The following is a 17,237-nucleotide window of genomic DNA, read 5'->3' as shown; positions in this document are numbered from 1 at the left end:
GCCGAGCGCACCCCACGCGCGCCGAAGACAGAAGAAGCCACCCCATGCCCCTGCCCTCCATGTCCGATGCCGACGATGTCCCGTCCTTCCTCATGCCGGCCCAGACCTCCGCCCGGGCCCGTGGCGAGAGAACCGGCGCTTCACATACGGACACACGCAGTCCGCTGCCCCGCGTCGCAGGCTCGCGTCCTGCGGTCGGAAGCGGCCCGGCGCCCGCCGTGCCCGGCGCCGGCGCCTGGACCGGGCTGCCGCGCCCGGCCTCCGGAAGCCCGTCGCCCCCGCAGACGCCGCCCCCCGGTCCCCACCGTCCCGCGGAGTTGCCACCGGCCCACACAACCCTGATCTGTGTCGCCCTGCCGGGCCTCGCGATCTCGTCGGAGCAGGGCCAGCTGAACGGCCGAGGGCTGGAGGGCTTCTACCGTGCCGGACGGCGCATGCTCTCCCGCTGCCAGGTGAGGGTGGCCGGACGGGAACCGCTCGCCGTGCAGGCGCGGATGCTCTCCGCCGACCGAGCCCGGTTCATGGCGACCCTGCGCATATCGGCCGAGGCCGGACCGGACCCGGACGTCATGGTCGAGCGCACGCGCCATGCGGACGGCACCGAGCGGATCACCCTGCACAGCACGGCCCGCCGCCCACTGCGCCTGCCCGTCGAGGTGTCGCTGGGAACGGATCTCGCTGAACTGGGCGCCGTCGCCTCCGGCAGAGCCGGCCCGGAACTGCCGGCGAGTGTGTACGACTCCGGCCTCCGCTGGTCGAGCGCGCACGGGCACTCCACGGTGACCGCGCATCCGCCGCCGGCCGACGCCCTGGCCTCCGCCGGTCTGCTGCGCTGGGAGCTGGAGCTGCCGCCCGGCGGCACCCGGAGCGTGGAGCTGCGGGTACGACCGGACGGCGCGGGCCCCATCAGGCCGGTGGGCCGGGGTGCCACGAGCCCTCTTTCCCAGGCCGGGGCGGCGGGCGACGACCCGACGGCGCAGCCCTTGCTGCACACCTGCCTGGAGGACCTCGAAGCCCTGCTGCTGCGCGACCCGAAGAACCCCTCGGACACCCACCTGGCGGCCGGCGCACCCTGGCGCTGCGGCATGGCCCCGGCCGACGCGCTGGTCGCGGCCCGGATGACCCTGCCGCTCGGTACCCGCCTCGCCGCAGGCACACTGCGCACCCTCGCCCGCACGCAACTTGTGGGCCGGGAGGCACACTCCGGCATGATCCCGGGCCCGCGGCGGGACGCGGGCCCGCATCTGCCGCCGGGCTGCACCGGCACCGAGGCGACCCTCCTGTTCCCCGTGCTCCTCGCGGAGGCCAGGAGATGGGGACTCCCCGAGCAGGAGACGGAGGAACTGCTGCCGGCGGCCGAGCGCTGCCTGCGGTGGCTGAGGAGGGCCGTCGGAAGCGGTGCCTATCTGCCCGACCCGCGCCCCGGGGGACCGCTGCGTTGCGAGACCCAGGCGCACGGCCACCGCGCCGCGCTGCTGGGCGCCGATCTCCTCGACGCCTACGGCCGGCCGGGCGGGGCTGAGCTGCGGGACTGGGCCGCAGACCTGCGGGCTCGGTTCGCGACGGATTTCTGGGTCGAGGACCGGGGCGGTGGAAGACCCGCGGCCGCCCGCACCCCGGACGGGCGGGTCGTGCCGCACCTGGGAGCCGCTGCGGCCCACCTCCTCGACACCGGGCTGCTCGGTGCCGGGGAGCAGGCCCCGGGACTTCTCGACAAGGTGCGGACCGAACAGCTCGCGCGGCTGCTCGGAGGGCCGGCCATGGACTCGGGGTGGGGACTGCGGAGCCTGGGGGCGAAAGAGGCGGGGTACAACCCCTTCGGCCATCGCAGCGGTGCCGTGCGCGTGCAGGAGACGGCGATCGCGGTCGCGGGGCTCGCGGCCGCCGGGTACGAGAAGGAGGCGAGCGCGCTTCTGCGGGGGGTGCTGGCGGCGGCGGAGAGCTTCGGCCGTCGGCTGCCCGAGATGTTCGCGGGGGAGCAGCGGACGGCGGGGAGTGCCCCGCTGCCCCACCCTGCCGCCTGCAGACCGGCCGCGACGGCGGCGGCCGCAGGCGTGCTGCTGCTCACCACCCTCGTCGGAATCCGCCCCGACGCTCCGGCGGGGACGGTGACCCTGCGGCCGGTGCGCAGCGCACCCCTGGGAGAGATCGGTATGACGGGACTGCGCGTCGCGGGCGCACCCTTCGCCGTACGCGTCAGCAGGCTGGGGCTCGCGATGGTCGAGGAGGCGGCGGACGGGCTGCAGTTGGGAGTGTGACCTCCTGTGACGAGCCGGGAACGGCCGGCGGAGCGCGGTGCACGGGGTCGGCGGCCGATCAGCGCGGACAAGTGACGGACAGAAGTGGATCAAGTGGGGAAGCGGCCAGCGAAGGGAGTGTTTATCGTCAGGCAGACGACTATGATCGCGGCATGCCCTACGACCCGTCGGACTACCCGCCCTTCGCCGTCACCGTGGACCTGGTCGTGCTGACCGTCCGTCGCCATGCGCTCTGCGCGCTGACGGTACGGCGGGGCGAACAGCCGTTCCAGGGGCGGTGGGCGTTGCCCGGTGGCTTCGTCCGGCCGGACGAGGATCTGTCGCAGGCGGCGGCGAGGGAACTCGCGGAGGAGACCGGGCTGACCGCCCACGAACCGTCCGAGCCCGCGCAGGACAACGGCGCGCACCTGGAGCAGTTGGCGACCTACGGAGACCCGAAGCGCGACCCGAGGATGAGGGTGGTCAGTGTCGCCCATCTCGCCCTCGCCCCGGACCTGCCCGCCCCCCGGCCGGGTGGAGACGCCAACAGTGCGCGCTGGGCACCCGTGGAGGAGCTGTTGGAGCAGGGCGGTAACGGACGTGACGGCGAGCCGGTGGCGCCCTTGGCCTTCGATCACGCGCAGATCCTCGCGGACGGGGTGGAGCGAGCCCGCTCCAAGATCGAGTACTCCTCGCTGGCCACGGCCTTCTGCCCGCCGGAGTTCACGGTCGGTGAGCTGCGGCGTGTCTACGAGGCGGTGTGGGGAGTGGCCCTCGATCCGCGCAACTTCCATCGCAAGGTGACGGGGACGCCGGGGTTCCTGGTGCCCACCGGCGGTACCACCACGCGGCAGGGCGGCCGTCCCGCCCAGCTCTTCCGGGCCGGCGGCGCCACCCTCCTCAACCCGCCGATGCTGCGCCCCGAGGTCTGAGCAAGCGCGCGACCGGAGTCCTCTCCGCCGCGTTCGGCTGTCTTGGCCGTGCGGTGAGCCGCAAGATGCCCGAAAAAACGGACATACCGCGCTATCTTGCCTAGGGTGATCCAGGCCATCGGATTGACCAGCAATCCTCGCAAGGAGCTTCCGCCCGCCGTCGACGATGTGTCCTTCGAGGCGCACTCCGGTCGCGTCACCGCACTCCTCGGGGCTTCCGGAGCGGGCAAGTCGACAGCGCTGAGACTCATGCTCGAACTCCAACAGGGCCGTGGCATCGCCTACTTCAGGGGGCGCCCCCTGCACCGCATCTCCCACCCCTCGCGCGAGGTGGGGGTGCTCCTCGGCGATCTGCCTGGCCACCCGGCCCGCACGGTCCGAGGGCATCTGCGCATGCTGTGCGCGGCCGCGGGACTGCCCGCGCGGCGGGCCGACGAGGTCCTGGAGGTCGTGGGTCTGGTCAGTCTGTGCGAGGCGCGGCTCGGCACCCTCTCACGGGGCATGGACCGCCGCCTCGGTCTGGCCTGTGCGTTGCTGTCCGACCCGCACACCCTCGTGCTGGACGAGCCGGCCGACGGGCTGGCCGTCCGTGAAGGCCGGTGGCTGCACGGGATCATGCGGGCGCACGCGGAGCAGGGCGGCACGGTCCTGTTCACCACCGGCGACCCCAAAGAGGCCGCACGGACCGCCGACCGGGTCCTCACCCTCGAACAGGGGAGGCTCATCGCCGACCAGGAGGTCGCCGACTTCTCCCGGACCCGGCTGCGGCCCAGGGTCGCGGTCCGCACCCCGTACGCAGCCCGCCTCGAGGCTCTGCTCACCAAGGAGGCCCGCAGCGCACGGCGTTCCGTGGAGATCGTGCCGGAAGGGGGCAACCGGCTGTCGGTGTACGGCAGTACGTGCGCCGAGGTCGGTGAGGCCGCGTTCCGGCACGGCATCCTCGTGCACCAACTCGCGGACGAGGTGGGGGACATGGGTCCTGTACCGGCGATGCCACCGGTGGCGGTCGAGGATGATCAGGAGTGGGCAGACGGTGCGATCGACTCGGAGGAGGCCCGGTGGTTCGCGGCGCACCGGACGGTCGCCGAGGAGCCTCGGACGAGCGCGTTCGCGACCCCGACCGTGACCGAGCCGCGAGCCCCGGCGTCGGCCTACGGCGCGGCGGAGGGCGACGCCGAGCCCGGAGTCGTCCGCACCTCCCTCGCGACCGATGCCGATGCCTCCGACACCGTGCCGCCGCCCTCGGCGCAGCCGTCCGAGGCCCACACGTCCGAGGTCGACTCGGCACAGTTCTCCTCGGCCCACCCGTCCGACTCCGATGCCGACCCGGCGTCGCTCTCCCCCGACCACCTGTCCGAGACGGGCCCGCTGCCGCCGTCGCCGCCCCTGCCGGCGCTTCCGCCGCCCATCACCGTCCGGCCGGCGCCGAGCCCGCTGCGTCCACTGAGGTACGAGCTGCGGCGGGCGGGGGGCGTCGGCACCACGTACGTCACCGCCGCGGCCGTGCTCGTCACCTCCGCCCTCATGGCGGTGATCCTGGCCAGGATCGGGCACACCCCGCAGCCACGGCTGCTGGCCGCATGGCCGCGGGAGCTGCCGCTGCCGCCCGCCGCCATCGGCGCGGGGCTGCTCGGGGCCATCGCCTTCGGTGACGAGTTCCGCCACCCCGCCCTGGCCGCGGACCGTGGCACCGTGCCCCGCCGCCTCGGACTGCTGGTCGCGAAACTCCTCGTCGCGGCGGGCACCGCAGTTCTCCTGGCGGTCCTCGCCGTGGGCTGCGACCTGGAAGTGCTCTACCTCGTCTACGGGCCGGAGCTCATCTCCGTCCCCGCCGACTGGATGCCGCTCGGCGCGAGTTGGGTCGGGCTCGTCGTGGGATGCGCCTGGGCGGGGGTGCTCGCCGCGGGGGTCTTCCGCTCCACGTCCGCGGGGCTCGCCGCCGTGGTCGCCGTGCCCCTCCTCGTCGTACCCCTGGTGCAGAAGGTGCTGGAGGGGTCGTCCGTGCGCAGTGCGATCGGGTTTCCGATGCGGCTGCGCGAGCTCGTGCTGGTGCAGTGGCCGTTCGGGGGTGAGCGCTATCTGGAGGCGGTGGCGCGGGCCGTCGTCCAACCCGTGGGCGGGGCGCTGCTGTTGTCGCTGACCGCGTTGCTGGGCGCCTACGTCCTCACCAACCTGCGTGCGCGGGTCCGCGGATGATCGTCGTCATCCTTTCGTGCTCACCGTCCGTGCTCTTCCGCCGACGCAATGCGCACAACTCCTCGTAGAACGCCCATTTCTTTCCGATAAGGCGTCAATTGCGACGGGGTGAGCGATCACCCTTTCGTGTGCTTTTCACCAAAGACCTCAAGGGAGTTGAGAACGCAGCCGACAAAGGATGCGTGAGTACCCTTGCGCACACCATGATGACCGCCGCCCGCTCCGCCGACTCCGGCCTCGCCGGACCGGGCGAACTCGACCGCTACCCCTACGCCGAGCACCCCGGTGTCGACCGCGTGGGCCTCCCCGCCTGGGACGGCGCGGATCCCGAGCTGGGGCGCGTGGGCCGACGCGCCGCCGGGAGCCGCGGCCGTGGACTGCACGGCCAACTCGTCCAGCAGCTCGGCCAGATGATCGTCTCCGGGGACCTGGGCGCGGATCGCCCGCTCGTGCCCGAGGAGATCGGCCAGCGGTTCGAGGTCTCCCGTACCGTCGTCCGTGAATCCCTGCGCGTCCTGGAGGCCAAGGGCCTGGTCAGCGCCCGGCCGAACGTCGGCACGCGCGTCCGCCCCGTCAGCGACTGGAACCTGCTCGACCCGGACATCATCGAGTGGCGGGCCTTCGGTCCGCAGCGTGACGACCAGCGGCGCGAGCTCAGTGAACTGCGCTGGACGATCGAGCCGCTCGCCGCGCGCCTCGCCGCCGGGCACGGCCGTGACGACGTCCAGCAGCGCCTCGGTGACATGGTCGAGCTCATGGGCCATGCCATGGCCCAGGGCGACCCGCTGACCTTCTCGCGCGCGGACGCCGAGTTCCACTCGCTGCTCATCCAGGTCGCGGGCAACCGCATGCTGGAGCACCTCTCCGGGATCGTGTCCGCCGCTCTCCAGGTCTCCGGCGGGCCGACCACCGGGTGCGACCGGCCGACCGAGTCGACCCTGGTGCACCACAGCCGCATCGTCGACGCGCTCGCCGCGGGCGACGGGGCGGCGGCCGAGGCGGCCATGCGTCAATTGTTCACCGTCCACCCCGAGGTGGAGCGTGTGGTGCCCGCGCCGCGCGAGCACTGACGGCGCCCGGAGCGGGACAAGGGCGCCGCGGCCGGGGTGCAGGCCCCCTCCGTGGCGTCGTTCGACCGGCGGACCGTGCCGCCGGGCCCCATCGGATCCCCCTGGGATTCGGCGGGGTCCGGCGGCGCGACGCCGCGGCCCGTCGTGCCGGGACGCCTCGTCTCGTCGTGGCCGGTCGGTGGGTCGGCCGGGAGCGGTGCGGCCCGGCGTGACGCGTGTTCCCGAATGCGGCGCTGGATCCCGCCGAGGACGGTGATCCACATCGAGGAGTTCATTCGGGAATCGTTCGGGTACCTGTCTGAAGAGAACCGATTGTGGCCTTGATCGACTACCTCTGGCAGTGTCTGACCGCTTTTGAGTGCTTACGGGGTGTGACTCGGGCCACGCAGATTGGGCGTAACGCTAGTGGGAACAGCGCGATGACCTAAGAGGTGACAGCCGCGGAGGGAATACGGACGCCGTTCACGGCGCTGTGCCTCTTCCCGGCCCCCGCCCGCACCGTCGGCCCACTCCCAAGCCGGTGGTCGGCTCCTGTCCGCAGTGGACGGGGCCGGAAGCCGTTTTCCAACGTTCCGAGAGGTTGTTCGTGTCGGCCAGCACATCCCGTACGCTCCCGCCGGAGATCGCCGAGTCCGTCTCTGTCATGGCGCTCATTGAGCGGGGAAAGGCTGAGGGGCAGATCGCCGGCGACGATGTGCGTCGGGCCTTCGAAGCTGACCAGATTCCGGCCACTCAGTGGAAGAACGTACTGCGCAGCCTCAACCAGATCCTCGAGGAAGAGGGTGTGACGCTGATGGTCAGTGCCGCGGAGCCCAAGCGCACCCGAAAGAGCGTCGCTGCGAAGAGTCCGGCCAAGCGCACCGCCACCAAGACGGTCGCGGCGAAGACGGTGACCACGAAGAAGGCCACCGCGACAGCCGCCCCCGCGGTGCCCGCGGCCGACGTCTCCGCCGAGGACGCCGCACCCGCGAAGAAGGCCGCCGCCAAGAAGGCGGTCGCCAAGAAGGCGGCCCCCGCCAAGAAGACCGTCGCCGCCAAGAAGACGGCGGCCAAGAAGACCACCGCCAAGAAGGACGACGTCGAGCTGATCGACGAAGAGGTCCTGGAAGAGACCCCGGGCGGCAAGCCGGGCGAGGAGCCCGAAGGCACCGAGAGCGCCGGCTTCGTCCTGTCCGACGAGGACGAGGACGACGCGCCCGCCCAGCAGGTCGCAGCCGCCGGTGCCACCGCCGACCCGGTCAAGGACTACCTCAAGCAGATCGGCAAGGTCCCCCTGCTCAACGCCGAGCAGGAGGTCGAGCTCGCCAAGCGCATCGAGGCCGGTCTGTTCGCCGAGGACAAGCTGGCCAACGCCGACAAGCTCGCCCCCAAGCTCAAGCGTGAGCTGGAGATCATCGCCGAGGACGGCCGCCGCGCCAAGAACCACCTCCTGGAGGCCAACCTCCGTCTGGTGGTCTCCCTGGCCAAGCGCTACACCGGCCGCGGCATGCTCTTCCTGGACCTGATCCAGGAGGGCAACCTCGGTCTGATCCGCGCGGTCGAGAAGTTCGACTACACCAAGGGCTACAAGTTCTCCACGTACGCCACCTGGTGGATCCGTCAGGCGATCACCCGCGCCATGGCCGACCAGGCCCGCACCATCCGTATCCCGGTGCACATGGTCGAGGTCATCAACAAGCTGGCGCGTGTGCAGCGTCAGATGCTCCAGGACCTGGGTCGCGAGCCCACCCCGGAGGAGCTGGCCAAGGAACTCGACATGACCCCGGAGAAGGTCATCGAGGTCCAGAAGTACGGCCGCGAGCCCATCTCCCTGCACACCCCGCTGGGCGAGGACGGCGACAGCGAGTTCGGTGACCTCATCGAGGACTCCGAGGCCGTCGTCCCGGCCGACGCGGTCAGCTTCACGCTTCTGCAGGAGCAGCTCCACTCGGTGCTGGACACCCTGTCCGAGCGCGAGGCCGGCGTCGTCTCCATGCGCTTCGGCCTCACCGACGGTCAGCCGAAGACTCTCGACGAGATCGGCAAGGTCTACGGCGTGACGCGTGAGCGGATCCGCCAGATCGAGTCCAAGACGATGTCGAAGCTGCGTCACCCGTCCCGCTCGCAGGTGCTGCGCGACTACCTCGACTAGGCGTGCGCCACCGGCTCGCGCGGTCGGTCCGAAGGCCCGGTTCCCTCGAAGGGGCCGGGTCTTCGGCGTGTGTGCGGCATGCGAAAGCCGGTCCTGTGGATCACTCTGGGTGTGCCACCCAAAGACCCGGAGTGAGGAGCGCGCATGCGTCGATCGTTCGCCCGACTGCTGGCCGTCGCGGCCACCACGGCCGTCATACCGCTGGTGTCACCGCCACCGGCGACGGCCGAGGTCGTCATCGGCGGTCATCCGGTCGAGATCTCCCAGGCGCCCTGGACGGTGGCGCTCTCCAGCCGTGACCGGTTCGGAGGTACGCGGGCCGGACAGTTCTGCGGCGGTGTCGTGGTGGGTCCCACGACGGTGCTGACGGCCGCGCACTGCCTCAGCGAGGGCGTCCTGGGAGGACCGCCGGAACGCGTCCCCGATCTGCGGATCATCTCCGGTCGCGCCGAGCTGCAGTCGGCCGAGGGTGAGGAGATTCCGGTGAGCGGCGCCTGGGTCAACCCCGAGTACGACCCCTATACGAACGCGGGGGACTTCGCGGTGGTCACCCTCGCCGCACCGCTGCCCGAGAGCTCCGTCATCGCACTGGCGGACGCGGGGGACGCGGCGTACGCGCCGGGCACGCCGGCCGCGGTCTACGGCTGGGGGGACACCACGGGCGCCGGGGACTACACGCAGGGCCTGCGGGCCGCCTCGGTGCAGGTACTGGCCGACGCCGTCTGTGAGCGGGCCTATCCCGGCAGCGCGGAGGGCCGGTACCAGTCCGACTCCATGGTGTGCGCCGGGGAGCAGAACGGCGGCCGGGACGCCTGCCAGGGGGACAGTGGAGGGCCGCTGGTCGCCCGTGGGAAGCTGATCGGCCTCGTGTCGTGGGGCAGCGGCTGCGGGCTCGCCGGGAATCCCGGCGTCTACACCAGGGGCTCGTACGTGGCCCGGGTGCTGGCGGAAGGCCGCTGAGGCGGCGCTGAGGCGCCGTACGCGGCCAGGCGCCCCCGCGGGGGCGGGACGAGAGCGGGCGGCCACCCCGTGGGTACGGGAGTGGCCGCCCGGTCACCGGCCTCGAGCCGGTGGCGGCTCGTCGTCAGGTGCGAAGCGTCAGCGCTCGTCCTCTTCTGCGGTCACGGGAACGGCCGTGAGCCGCTCCGTCTCGTCCTGTATCTCCGCGGCGATCTTCTTGAGCTCCGGCTCGAACTTGCGGCCGTGGTGGGCGCAGAACAGCAGCTCTCCACCGCTCAGCAGGACGACGCGCAGATAGGCCTGGGCGCCGCAGCGGTCGCATCGGTCAGCGGCCGTCAGCGGGGTCGCGGGGGTCAGAACAGTAGTCACGTCGCCTCTTCTCTAGCTCGACGAGCTGTCGTACCAGGGTCAACATCCAACCAGGCCGAAAACGTTCCCGCTCGCGGCTTTAACTCGAAAAAATCTTTCCGGGCCGGCTGTCTGCTGCCGGTTGGCGGCGAATGAGCCGTAGTGCGTGTCTTCGTGTCGTACGGGTTCGCGCTGTCTGTCAGTCGTTCTTCGGTGGTTCTGGCGGTTGTTCTTTCGGTTGTACGGTCCTCCCGGCTGGGTTGCCGGTTGTTCATGAGGACGTGCCCGGAGCCTAAATGGTTCATGCCTGGAAGGGAACGTGATATGTACTTCACCCCATCGAGGGATCGAACGTGTATGCGACTCTGGACTACTCTGAGTTTCGGACGAGGGTGGCGGTACAACGGCTCTACCAGGCCTCGGTACCCTCGGACCGGCAACAGAGCCCGGCCCCTTACCCAAAAGGGCCTCACCTGAAATTCAGCGAGGAGCGAACCGCGTGACCGCCGATACGTCCGTGCCGTCCACAGCGCTGCTGACCGGAGCAGACCGGGACGGTTCCAACTACACCGCGCGGCACCTGCTCGTCCTCGAGGGGCTCGAGGCCGTGCGGAAGCGCCCCGGTATGTACATCGGCTCGACCGACAGTCGAGGCCTGATGCACTGCCTGTGGGAGATCATCGACAACTCCGTGGACGAGGCCCTCGGGGGCTACTGCGACCACATCGAAGTGATCCTCCACGACGACGCCTCCGTGGAGGTGCGGGACAACGGCCGTGGCATCCCGGTCGACGTCGAGCCCAAGACCGGCCTTTCCGGTGTCGAGGTCGTCATGACCAAGCTGCACGCCGGCGGCAAGTTCGGCGGCGGCTCGTACGCGGCCTCCGGAGGTCTGCACGGCGTGGGCGCCTCCGTGGTGAACGCGCTCTCCGCCCGCCTGGACGTCGAGGTCGACCGCAACGGCGGCACCCACGCCATCAGCTTCCGGCGCGGCGTGCCCGGCGCCTTCGCGGGCAACGGACCGGACGCCAAGTTCGAGGCGACCGGAGGTCTGCGCAAGGGCAAACGGATCCCGAAGACGCGCACCGGCACGCGCGTGCGCTACTGGGCCGATCGCCAGATCTTCCTCAAGGACGCCAAGCTCTCCCTGGAGAACCTCCACCAGCGCGCCCGTCAGACCGCCTTCCTCGTGCCCGGTCTGACGATCGTCGTCCGGGACGAGTTCGGCCTCGGCGAGGGCGGCAGCAAGGGCGAGGAGTCGTTCCGCTTCGACGGCGGCATCAGCGAGTTCTGCGAGTACCTGGCCTCCGACAAGCCGGTCTGCGACGTCCTCCGCTTCTCCGGGCAGGGCACCTTCAAGGAGACCGTGCCCGTCCTGGACGAGCACGGTCAGATGACGCCCACGCAGGTCACCCGCGAGCTCGGCGTCGATGTCGCCATGCGCTGGGGCACCGGCTACGACACCACCCTCAAGTCGTTCGTGAACATCATCGCCACCCCCAAGGGCGGCACCCATGTCGCGGGCTTCGAGCAGGCCGTGGCCGCCACGATGAACGAGGTGCTGCGCGCCAAGAAGATGCTGCGCGTGGCCGAGGACGACATCGTCAAGGACGACGCCCTCGAAGGCCTCACCGCCGTCGTCACCGTGCGGCTCGCCGAGCCGCAGTTCGAGGGCCAGACCAAGGAGGTCCTCGGTACCTCGGCGGCCCGGCGCATCGTGACGCAGGTGGTCGCCAAGGAGCTCAAGGCGTTCCTGACCTCCGCCAAGCGGGACGCCGCCGCCCAGGCGCGGGTCGTCATGGAGAAGGCCGTCGCCGCCGCTCGGACGCGCATCGCCGCACGTCAGCACAAGGACGCACAGCGTCGGAAGACCGCGCTGGAGTCCTCCTCGCTGCCGGCCAAGCTGGCCGACTGCCGCAGCGACGACGTGGAGCGCAGCGAGCTGTTCATCGTCGAGGGTGACTCGGCGCTCGGTACGGCCAAGCTCGCCCGGAACTCCGAGTTCCAGGCGCTGCTGCCGATCCGGGGCAAGATCCTCAACGTCCAGAAGTCGTCCGTGACCGACATGCTCAAGAACGCCGAGTGCGGCGCGATCATCCAGGTCATAGGGGCGGGCTCGGGGCGGACCTTCGACATCGACGCCGCTCGCTACGGCAAGATCATCATGATGACCGACGCCGATGTCGACGGGTCGCACATCCGGTGTCTGCTGTTGACGCTCTTCCAGCGGTACATGCGGCCGATGGTCGAGGCGGGACGCGTCTTCGCGGCGGTGCCCCCGCTGCACCGGATCGAGCTGGTCCAGCCCAAGAAGGGCCAGGACAAGTACGTCTACACGTACTCGGACCGTGAGCTGCGCGACAAGCTGCTGGAGTTCCAGAGCAAGGGCGTCCGGTACAAGGACTCCATCCAGCGCTACAAGGGTCTCGGCGAGATGGACGCGGACCAGCTGGCGGAGACCACGATGGACCCGCGGCACCGCACGCTGCGGAGGATCAACCTGTCCGACCTGGAGGCGGCGGAGCAGGTCTTCGACCTGCTGATGGGCAACGACGTCGCACCGCGCAAGGAGTTCATCTCCAGCTCCGCGGCGACGCTGGACCGGTCGCGCATCGACGCGTAGCCGCCGCGCCGCGCCGGACCCGGGGCACTCGTTCCGACCCGGCGGGCGCGTCGGGGGGCGCGCTTCCTCGGCCCGTACGTGAACCCGGTGGGCCTCCTGCGTCGCAAGTGCGGGAGGCCCGCCGGGGTTTCACCTGATGGGGTGAACAATCGGGAAGAGGTACGTCAGGGGTCTTTCCGTTCTGTCCATGCTTGGGCATGCAGTCAAGCACCGGCCGTCCCCGTCGACGCGGGGGTGGTTCTGAGAGCCCGGTTGAGCAGCACGAGGGGCATGGCCTCGCCAGCGCGGACGTGCGGTTCGACGATCCCTGGTACGACGCGCTGGCCTCCGGCTGGGGGGAGTTGGACGGCACCGGCGGACCGGCCCCGGTCACGGCCGACGCGCGGGAGAGCCGCGGCGAGGGCGCGGCGGACGTCTATCTGGAGGTCCAGCGGAGCGCGGCCTTCCAGGAGGTCCGCAGCCGCTACCGCAGGTTCGTGATCCCGGGTGTCGCCCTCTTCTTCACCTGGTACGTGGCCTACGTCGTGGCGGCGACCACCGCCCCGGAGCTGATGGCACGTCCGGTGGCGGGCGCGGTGAACGTGGCGATGCTGGCGGGGCTCGGGCAGTTCCTCACGACGTTCCTGTTCACCTGGGCTTACGCGCGCCACGCGAGGCTGCGCCGGGACCGGGCGGCGCTCGATCTGCGCTGGGACACCCAGGAGTTGACGCGCGGTATCCGAGGGGGTGCGCGGTGACCGCCGATCATCAGACGCTGGCGCTGGTGCTGTTCAGCGCGTTCGTGGCGGTCACGTTGGGGATCACCACGTGGGTGAGCCGTCATCGGCATGGCTCCGCCGAGGAGTTCTACGCCGGCGGGCGGCTCTTCTCGCCCATGGAGAATGGTTTTGCCATCGCGGGCGACTACATGTCCGCCGCCTCCTTCCTCGGTATCTCCGGGCTCATCGCGCTCTTCGGGTACGACGGGCTGCTCTACTCCGTCGGCTTCCTGGTGGCCTGGCTCGTGGTGCTGTTCCTGGTGGCCGAACTGGTGCGCAACTGCGGGCGGTTCACACTCGCCGACGTCGTCGCGGCGCGGATGAACGAGCGGCCGGTGCGGATCGCCGTGGGAACCTCCTCGGTGGCCGTGTCCGTTCTGTACCTGGTGGCGCAGATGGTGGGCGCGGGCACCCTCGTCGCACTGCTGCTGGGAGGAGAGGGCGAGGCGGCGCAGACCTGGACGGTGATCGGGGTCGGCGCGCTCATGGTCGTCTATGTTTCGCTGGGAGGGATGCGGGCGACCACCTGGATCCAGATCGTGAAAGCGGTCCTGCTGATGGGCGGGGCGATCGCCCTGACCGTGCTCGTACTCGTGCGGTTCCACGGCGACTTCGACCAGCTGCTGCGGACGGCGGCCGAGCGCAGTGGACACGGTGACGCGTTCCTCGCACCCGGGCTGCGGTACGGCGGGGACTGGACCGCGCGGTTCGACTTCATCAGCCTCGGGCTCGCCCTGGTGCTGGGCACCGCCGGGCTGCCGCACATCCTGTCGCGCTTCTACACGGTGCCCACCGCGCGAGCCGCACGCCGCTCGGTCGTCTGGTCGATCGGTCTCATCGGCGGCTTCTACCTGATGACGATCGTGCTGGGCTTCGGCGCGGCCGCCATCGTCGGCCCGGAGGCCGTGCGGGGCTCCAACGCCGCCGGGAACACTGCGGTTCCGCTGCTGGCCCTGGACCTGGGCGGCGGTGCCGACTCCACCGGTGGAACGGTTCTGTTCGCGATCGTCGCGGCCATCGCCTTCGCCACGATCCTCGCGGTCGTCGCCGGGATCACGCTCGCGTCGTCGGCGTCCGTCGCCCATGACCTGTACGCGTCGCTGCGGCGCAGGCGTTCGAAGCCGCGCAGTGAGGTCGCGGTGGCGCGCACGGCCGCCGTCGGTATCGGCGTGGTCGCGATCGGGCTGGGGCTGCTGGCCAAGGATCTCAACGTGGCCTTCCTCGTCGGCCTGGCCTTCGCGGTCGCCGCCTCCGCCAACCTGCCCGTCCTGCTGTACTCGCTGTTCTGGCGGGGGTTCACCACACGGGGGGCGGAGTGGTCCGTCTACGGCGGACTGGTCCCCTCCGTGGTCCTCGTGCTGCTGTCGCCGGTGGTCTCCGGGAGTGCCGACTCGCTGTTCCCCGGTCTGGACTTCCAGTACTTCCCCCTGCAGAACCCCGGGATCGTCTCCATCCCGCTGGGCTTCCTCGCCGGCTGGCTCGGCACGGTCACCTCCGCCGAGCCGCCCGACGAGGCGAAGCACGCGGAGACGGAGGTGCGGTCGCTCACGGGCGCGGGTGCGGTGTGAGCGCTCCGGAGGGCTCTCGGAGGCACATGCTCGTTCTGAGTATGTGCCTCAGGCGCGAGTCGCCCACTCGTAGCGGTGTTCCGGGCGGCCGGCGTCGCCGTACTTGAGGGTCAGCCGGGCCCGGCCCGTGCGTTCCAGGAGCTTCAGATAGCGCTGGGCGGTCTGCCGGCTCAGGCCCGTCCGCTCGGCGATCTCCTGGGCGGACAGCGCGCCCTCGGCGGCCATCAGGGCACGGCGCACGAGCTCGGTGGTGGTGGGGGAGTGCCCCTTGGGCAGGTCCGGTTCGCCGCCCGCCGAGAGCGCGCCGAAGATCCGGTCGACCTCGGCCTGCTCGGCCTCCCCGCCGCCGTCCAGGGTGCGCCGCAGCTCCGCGTACGCCTCCAGCTTCGCCCGCAGCCCGGCGAACGCGAACGGTTTCACCAGATACTGCAGCGCGCCCTGGCGCATCGCGGCCTGGACGGTCGAGACGTCGCGGGCCGCCGTCACCATGATCACGTCGGTCTCGTGGCCCCGACGGCGCATCTCCTGCACGACCACGAGGCCCGTGCCGTCCGGCAGATAGTGGTCCAGGAGGACCAGGTCCACGTGCGGCGACGTCTCCAGCAGGTGCAACGCCTCCGCCGCGCTGTGGGCCACACCGGCGACGTGGAATCCGGCGACCTTCTCCACGTAGGCGGCGTTGACGCGGGCGACCCTGACGTCGTCGTCCACGATCAGGACCTCGATCATCGCGACTCCTTGTCGGCGACAGTGACGGAGGCTTCGGTTTCCTGCTGCGGGCCCGGCTCGGCGAGTGCGTCCGGCAGGACGACGGTGAACTCGGCGCCCCCGCCCTCCGCCTCGCCGACCCGGGCGCTGCCTCCCTGCCGCTCGGCGAGCCGGCGGACCAGGGAGAGCCCGATGCCGCGTTCGCGATGGGCCGGGCGGGTCTTGGTGGACCAGCCGTCCGCGAAGATCAACTCCCGTTTGTCGGGCGGGACCCCGGGACCCGTGTCCCGTACCCGGAGGATCGCCGTGCGGCCCTCGGCGCGCAGATCGACCTCCACGCGCGCGTGCGGTGTGCCCGCGACGGCGTCCAGGGCGTTGTCGACGAGGTTGCCGACGACGGTGACCAGCCCTCGGGGGTCGATCAGCCGGTCCGGAAGCATCGTGCCGCCCGCGACCGACAGGGCCACCCCGCGCTCGGCCGCGACGGTCGCCTTGCCGACCAGCACCGCGGCCAGCAGCGGATCGTGGATCTTCTCGGTGACCTGCTCGGCGGTCGCACGGTGGTCGCCGACCACCTCGCCGACGAACTCCACCGCCTCGTCGTACATCTCCAGTTCGAGCAGGCCGAGCAGCGTGTGCATCCGGTTGGCGTGTTCGTGGTCCTGGGCACGCAGGGCGTCCGTCAGGCCGCGCGTGGAGTCGAGTTCGCGGCCCAGCTGCTCCAACTCGGTGCGGTCGCGCAGGGTGGCGACGGCGCCCCCGTCGTCCGTGGGCATGCGGTTGGCGACCAGCACGCGGTGGCCGCGCACGGTCAGCAGATCGGTGCCCGTGACCCGGCCCGCCAGCACGTCGGTCGTACGGCCGGGGCCGAGCGCGTCGTCGAGCGACCTGCCGACCGCCTCGTCACCGATCCCGAGCAGCCGCCGAGCCTCGTCGTTGAGGAGGCGCACATGCCCGGCGCGGTCCAGCGCGACCACGCCCTCCCGGATGCCGTGCAGCATCGCCTCGCGCTCCGCCAGCAGCCCCGCGATGTCGGAGAAGGCCAGGTCACGGGTCTGGCGGTGAACTCGCCGGGAGATCAGATACGCAGCCAGCGCCCCGACCGCCATGGCCCCGCCGGCGTACGCCAGGAGCCCGGGGATCGCGTGGATCAGGCGGGCGCGCACACTGTCGTACTCGATCCCCACCGAGACGGCGCCGACGATCGTCCCGTCGGCGTCGCGCAGCGGCACCTTGCCCCGGGCCGAGCGCCCGAGGGTCCCCGAGTCGATCTCCATGACCTCGTTCCCGGCCAGGGCCCGGCGCGGGTCGGTGGAGACCAGCCCGCCGATCTCCGCCGGGTCGGGGTGGGACCAGCGCACCCCGTCGCGGTCCATCACGACCACGTACTCGGCGCCGCTGGCCTCGCGGATCCGCTCCGCCTCGACCTGCACGGGACCGTTCACGGACGGTTTCGTCGAGACCAGGTCCTCCGCGATCTGCGGCTGGGCCGCCGTGGTCTGGGCTATGGCGAGGGCCCGGCGCATCGCCTGGTCGTCCAGCTGGTCGCTGAGCGGTGCGAGGAACAGCCCGGTCGCGAGGACGGCGACACCGGCGGCGATCGCCACCTGCATCAGCAGGACCTGCGAGAACACCCGCCGCGGCATACCGAGGCGCAGACGACGTGCGGGTGGAGTGGGGCTCATACCCATGACGGTACGTGGACG

The 17,237-nt window shown here is 71.3% G+C and carries 12 protein-coding genes; 9 read left to right on the top strand and 3 right to left on the bottom strand.

The features are described from left to right. Positions 1 to 317: 317 nt before the first annotated feature. From ACZ9QC_RS10280 to ACZ9QC_RS10255, 6 genes are all read left to right on the top strand, one after another. Positions 318 to 2,258, top strand: a complete 1,941-nt coding sequence (locus ACZ9QC_RS10280) for a glycogen debranching N-terminal domain-containing protein (protein ID WP_472919889.1) — start codon at positions 318 to 320, stop codon at positions 2,256 to 2,258. 152 nt (positions 2,259 to 2,410) lie between these two features. Next, entirely contained in the window at positions 2,411 to 3,169 is a 759-nt protein-coding gene (locus ACZ9QC_RS10275; RefSeq protein WP_472919888.1) for an NUDIX hydrolase, read from the top strand. A gap of 105 nt (positions 3,170 to 3,274) precedes the next feature. After that, on the top strand, positions 3,275 to 5,365 hold the full coding sequence (locus ACZ9QC_RS10270) for an ABC transporter ATP-binding protein (protein WP_472919887.1): 2,091 nt from the start codon (positions 3,275 to 3,277) through the stop codon (positions 5,363 to 5,365). A 182-nt stretch (positions 5,366 to 5,547) separates the two neighbouring features. Further along, complete coding sequence (locus ACZ9QC_RS10265; protein ID WP_472919886.1) at positions 5,548 to 6,435, top strand: FadR/GntR family transcriptional regulator; 888 nt, start codon at positions 5,548 to 5,550, stop codon at positions 6,433 to 6,435. Positions 6,436 to 7,021: 586 nt separating this feature from the next. After that, positions 7,022 to 8,566, top strand: a complete 1,545-nt coding sequence (locus ACZ9QC_RS10260) for an RNA polymerase sigma factor (RefSeq protein ID WP_472919885.1) — start codon at positions 7,022 to 7,024, stop codon at positions 8,564 to 8,566. 144 nt (positions 8,567 to 8,710) lie between these two features. Then, positions 8,711 to 9,526, top strand: coding sequence for a S1 family peptidase (locus ACZ9QC_RS10255; RefSeq protein WP_472919884.1), 816 nt, complete (start codon positions 8,711 to 8,713; stop codon positions 9,524 to 9,526). 138 nt (positions 9,527 to 9,664) lie between these two features. Here ACZ9QC_RS10255 and ACZ9QC_RS10250 read toward each other — a convergent pair whose 3' ends face one another. After that, the gene (locus ACZ9QC_RS10250) at positions 9,665 to 9,895 is read right to left on the bottom strand and encodes a DUF7455 domain-containing protein (protein ID WP_189780645.1); all 231 of its coding nucleotides are present in this window, start codon (positions 9,893 to 9,895) and stop codon (positions 9,665 to 9,667) included. Positions 9,896 to 10,373: 478 nt separating this feature from the next. On the opposite strand from ACZ9QC_RS10250, the gene ACZ9QC_RS10245 reads away from it, so the two are divergent. The 3 genes from ACZ9QC_RS10245 to ACZ9QC_RS10235 all read left to right on the top strand — a co-directional run bounded on the left by ACZ9QC_RS10245 (position 10,374) and on the right by ACZ9QC_RS10235 (position 14,823). Then, a complete protein-coding gene (locus ACZ9QC_RS10245) occupies positions 10,374 to 12,497 on the top strand; it encodes a DNA gyrase/topoisomerase IV subunit B (protein WP_472919883.1) in 2,124 nt (707 codons plus the stop codon). 197 nt (positions 12,498 to 12,694) lie between these two features. Then, positions 12,695 to 13,234, top strand: a complete 540-nt coding sequence (locus ACZ9QC_RS10240) for a DUF485 domain-containing protein (protein ID WP_472919882.1) — start codon at positions 12,695 to 12,697, stop codon at positions 13,232 to 13,234. Then, a complete protein-coding gene (locus ACZ9QC_RS10235) occupies positions 13,231 to 14,823 on the top strand; it encodes a solute symporter family protein (RefSeq protein ID WP_472919881.1) in 1,593 nt (530 codons plus the stop codon). Before ACZ9QC_RS10240 ends, ACZ9QC_RS10235 begins: the two co-directional genes overlap by 4 nt. Positions 14,824 to 14,871: 48 nt before the next feature. Here ACZ9QC_RS10235 and ACZ9QC_RS10230 read toward each other — a convergent pair whose 3' ends face one another. Together ACZ9QC_RS10230 and ACZ9QC_RS10225 are read right to left on the bottom strand one after the other, a co-directional pair. Then, complete coding sequence (locus tag ACZ9QC_RS10230) at positions 14,872 to 15,552, bottom strand: response regulator (protein WP_472919880.1); 681 nt, start codon at positions 15,550 to 15,552, stop codon at positions 14,872 to 14,874. Continuing rightward, positions 15,549 to 17,216 carry an ATP-binding protein gene (locus tag ACZ9QC_RS10225; RefSeq protein WP_472919879.1) on the bottom strand — a complete coding sequence of 556 codons (1,668 nt, stop codon included), beginning with the start codon at positions 17,214 to 17,216 and terminating at the stop codon, positions 15,549 to 15,551. The genes ACZ9QC_RS10230 and ACZ9QC_RS10225 overlap by 4 nt, the downstream gene beginning before the upstream one ends. Positions 17,217 to 17,237 lie beyond the last annotated feature (21 nt).

The organism is Streptomyces sp. HUAS MS02, from assembly GCF_055702265.1.
This window is presented reverse-complemented; position numbering and strand designations above follow the sequence as displayed.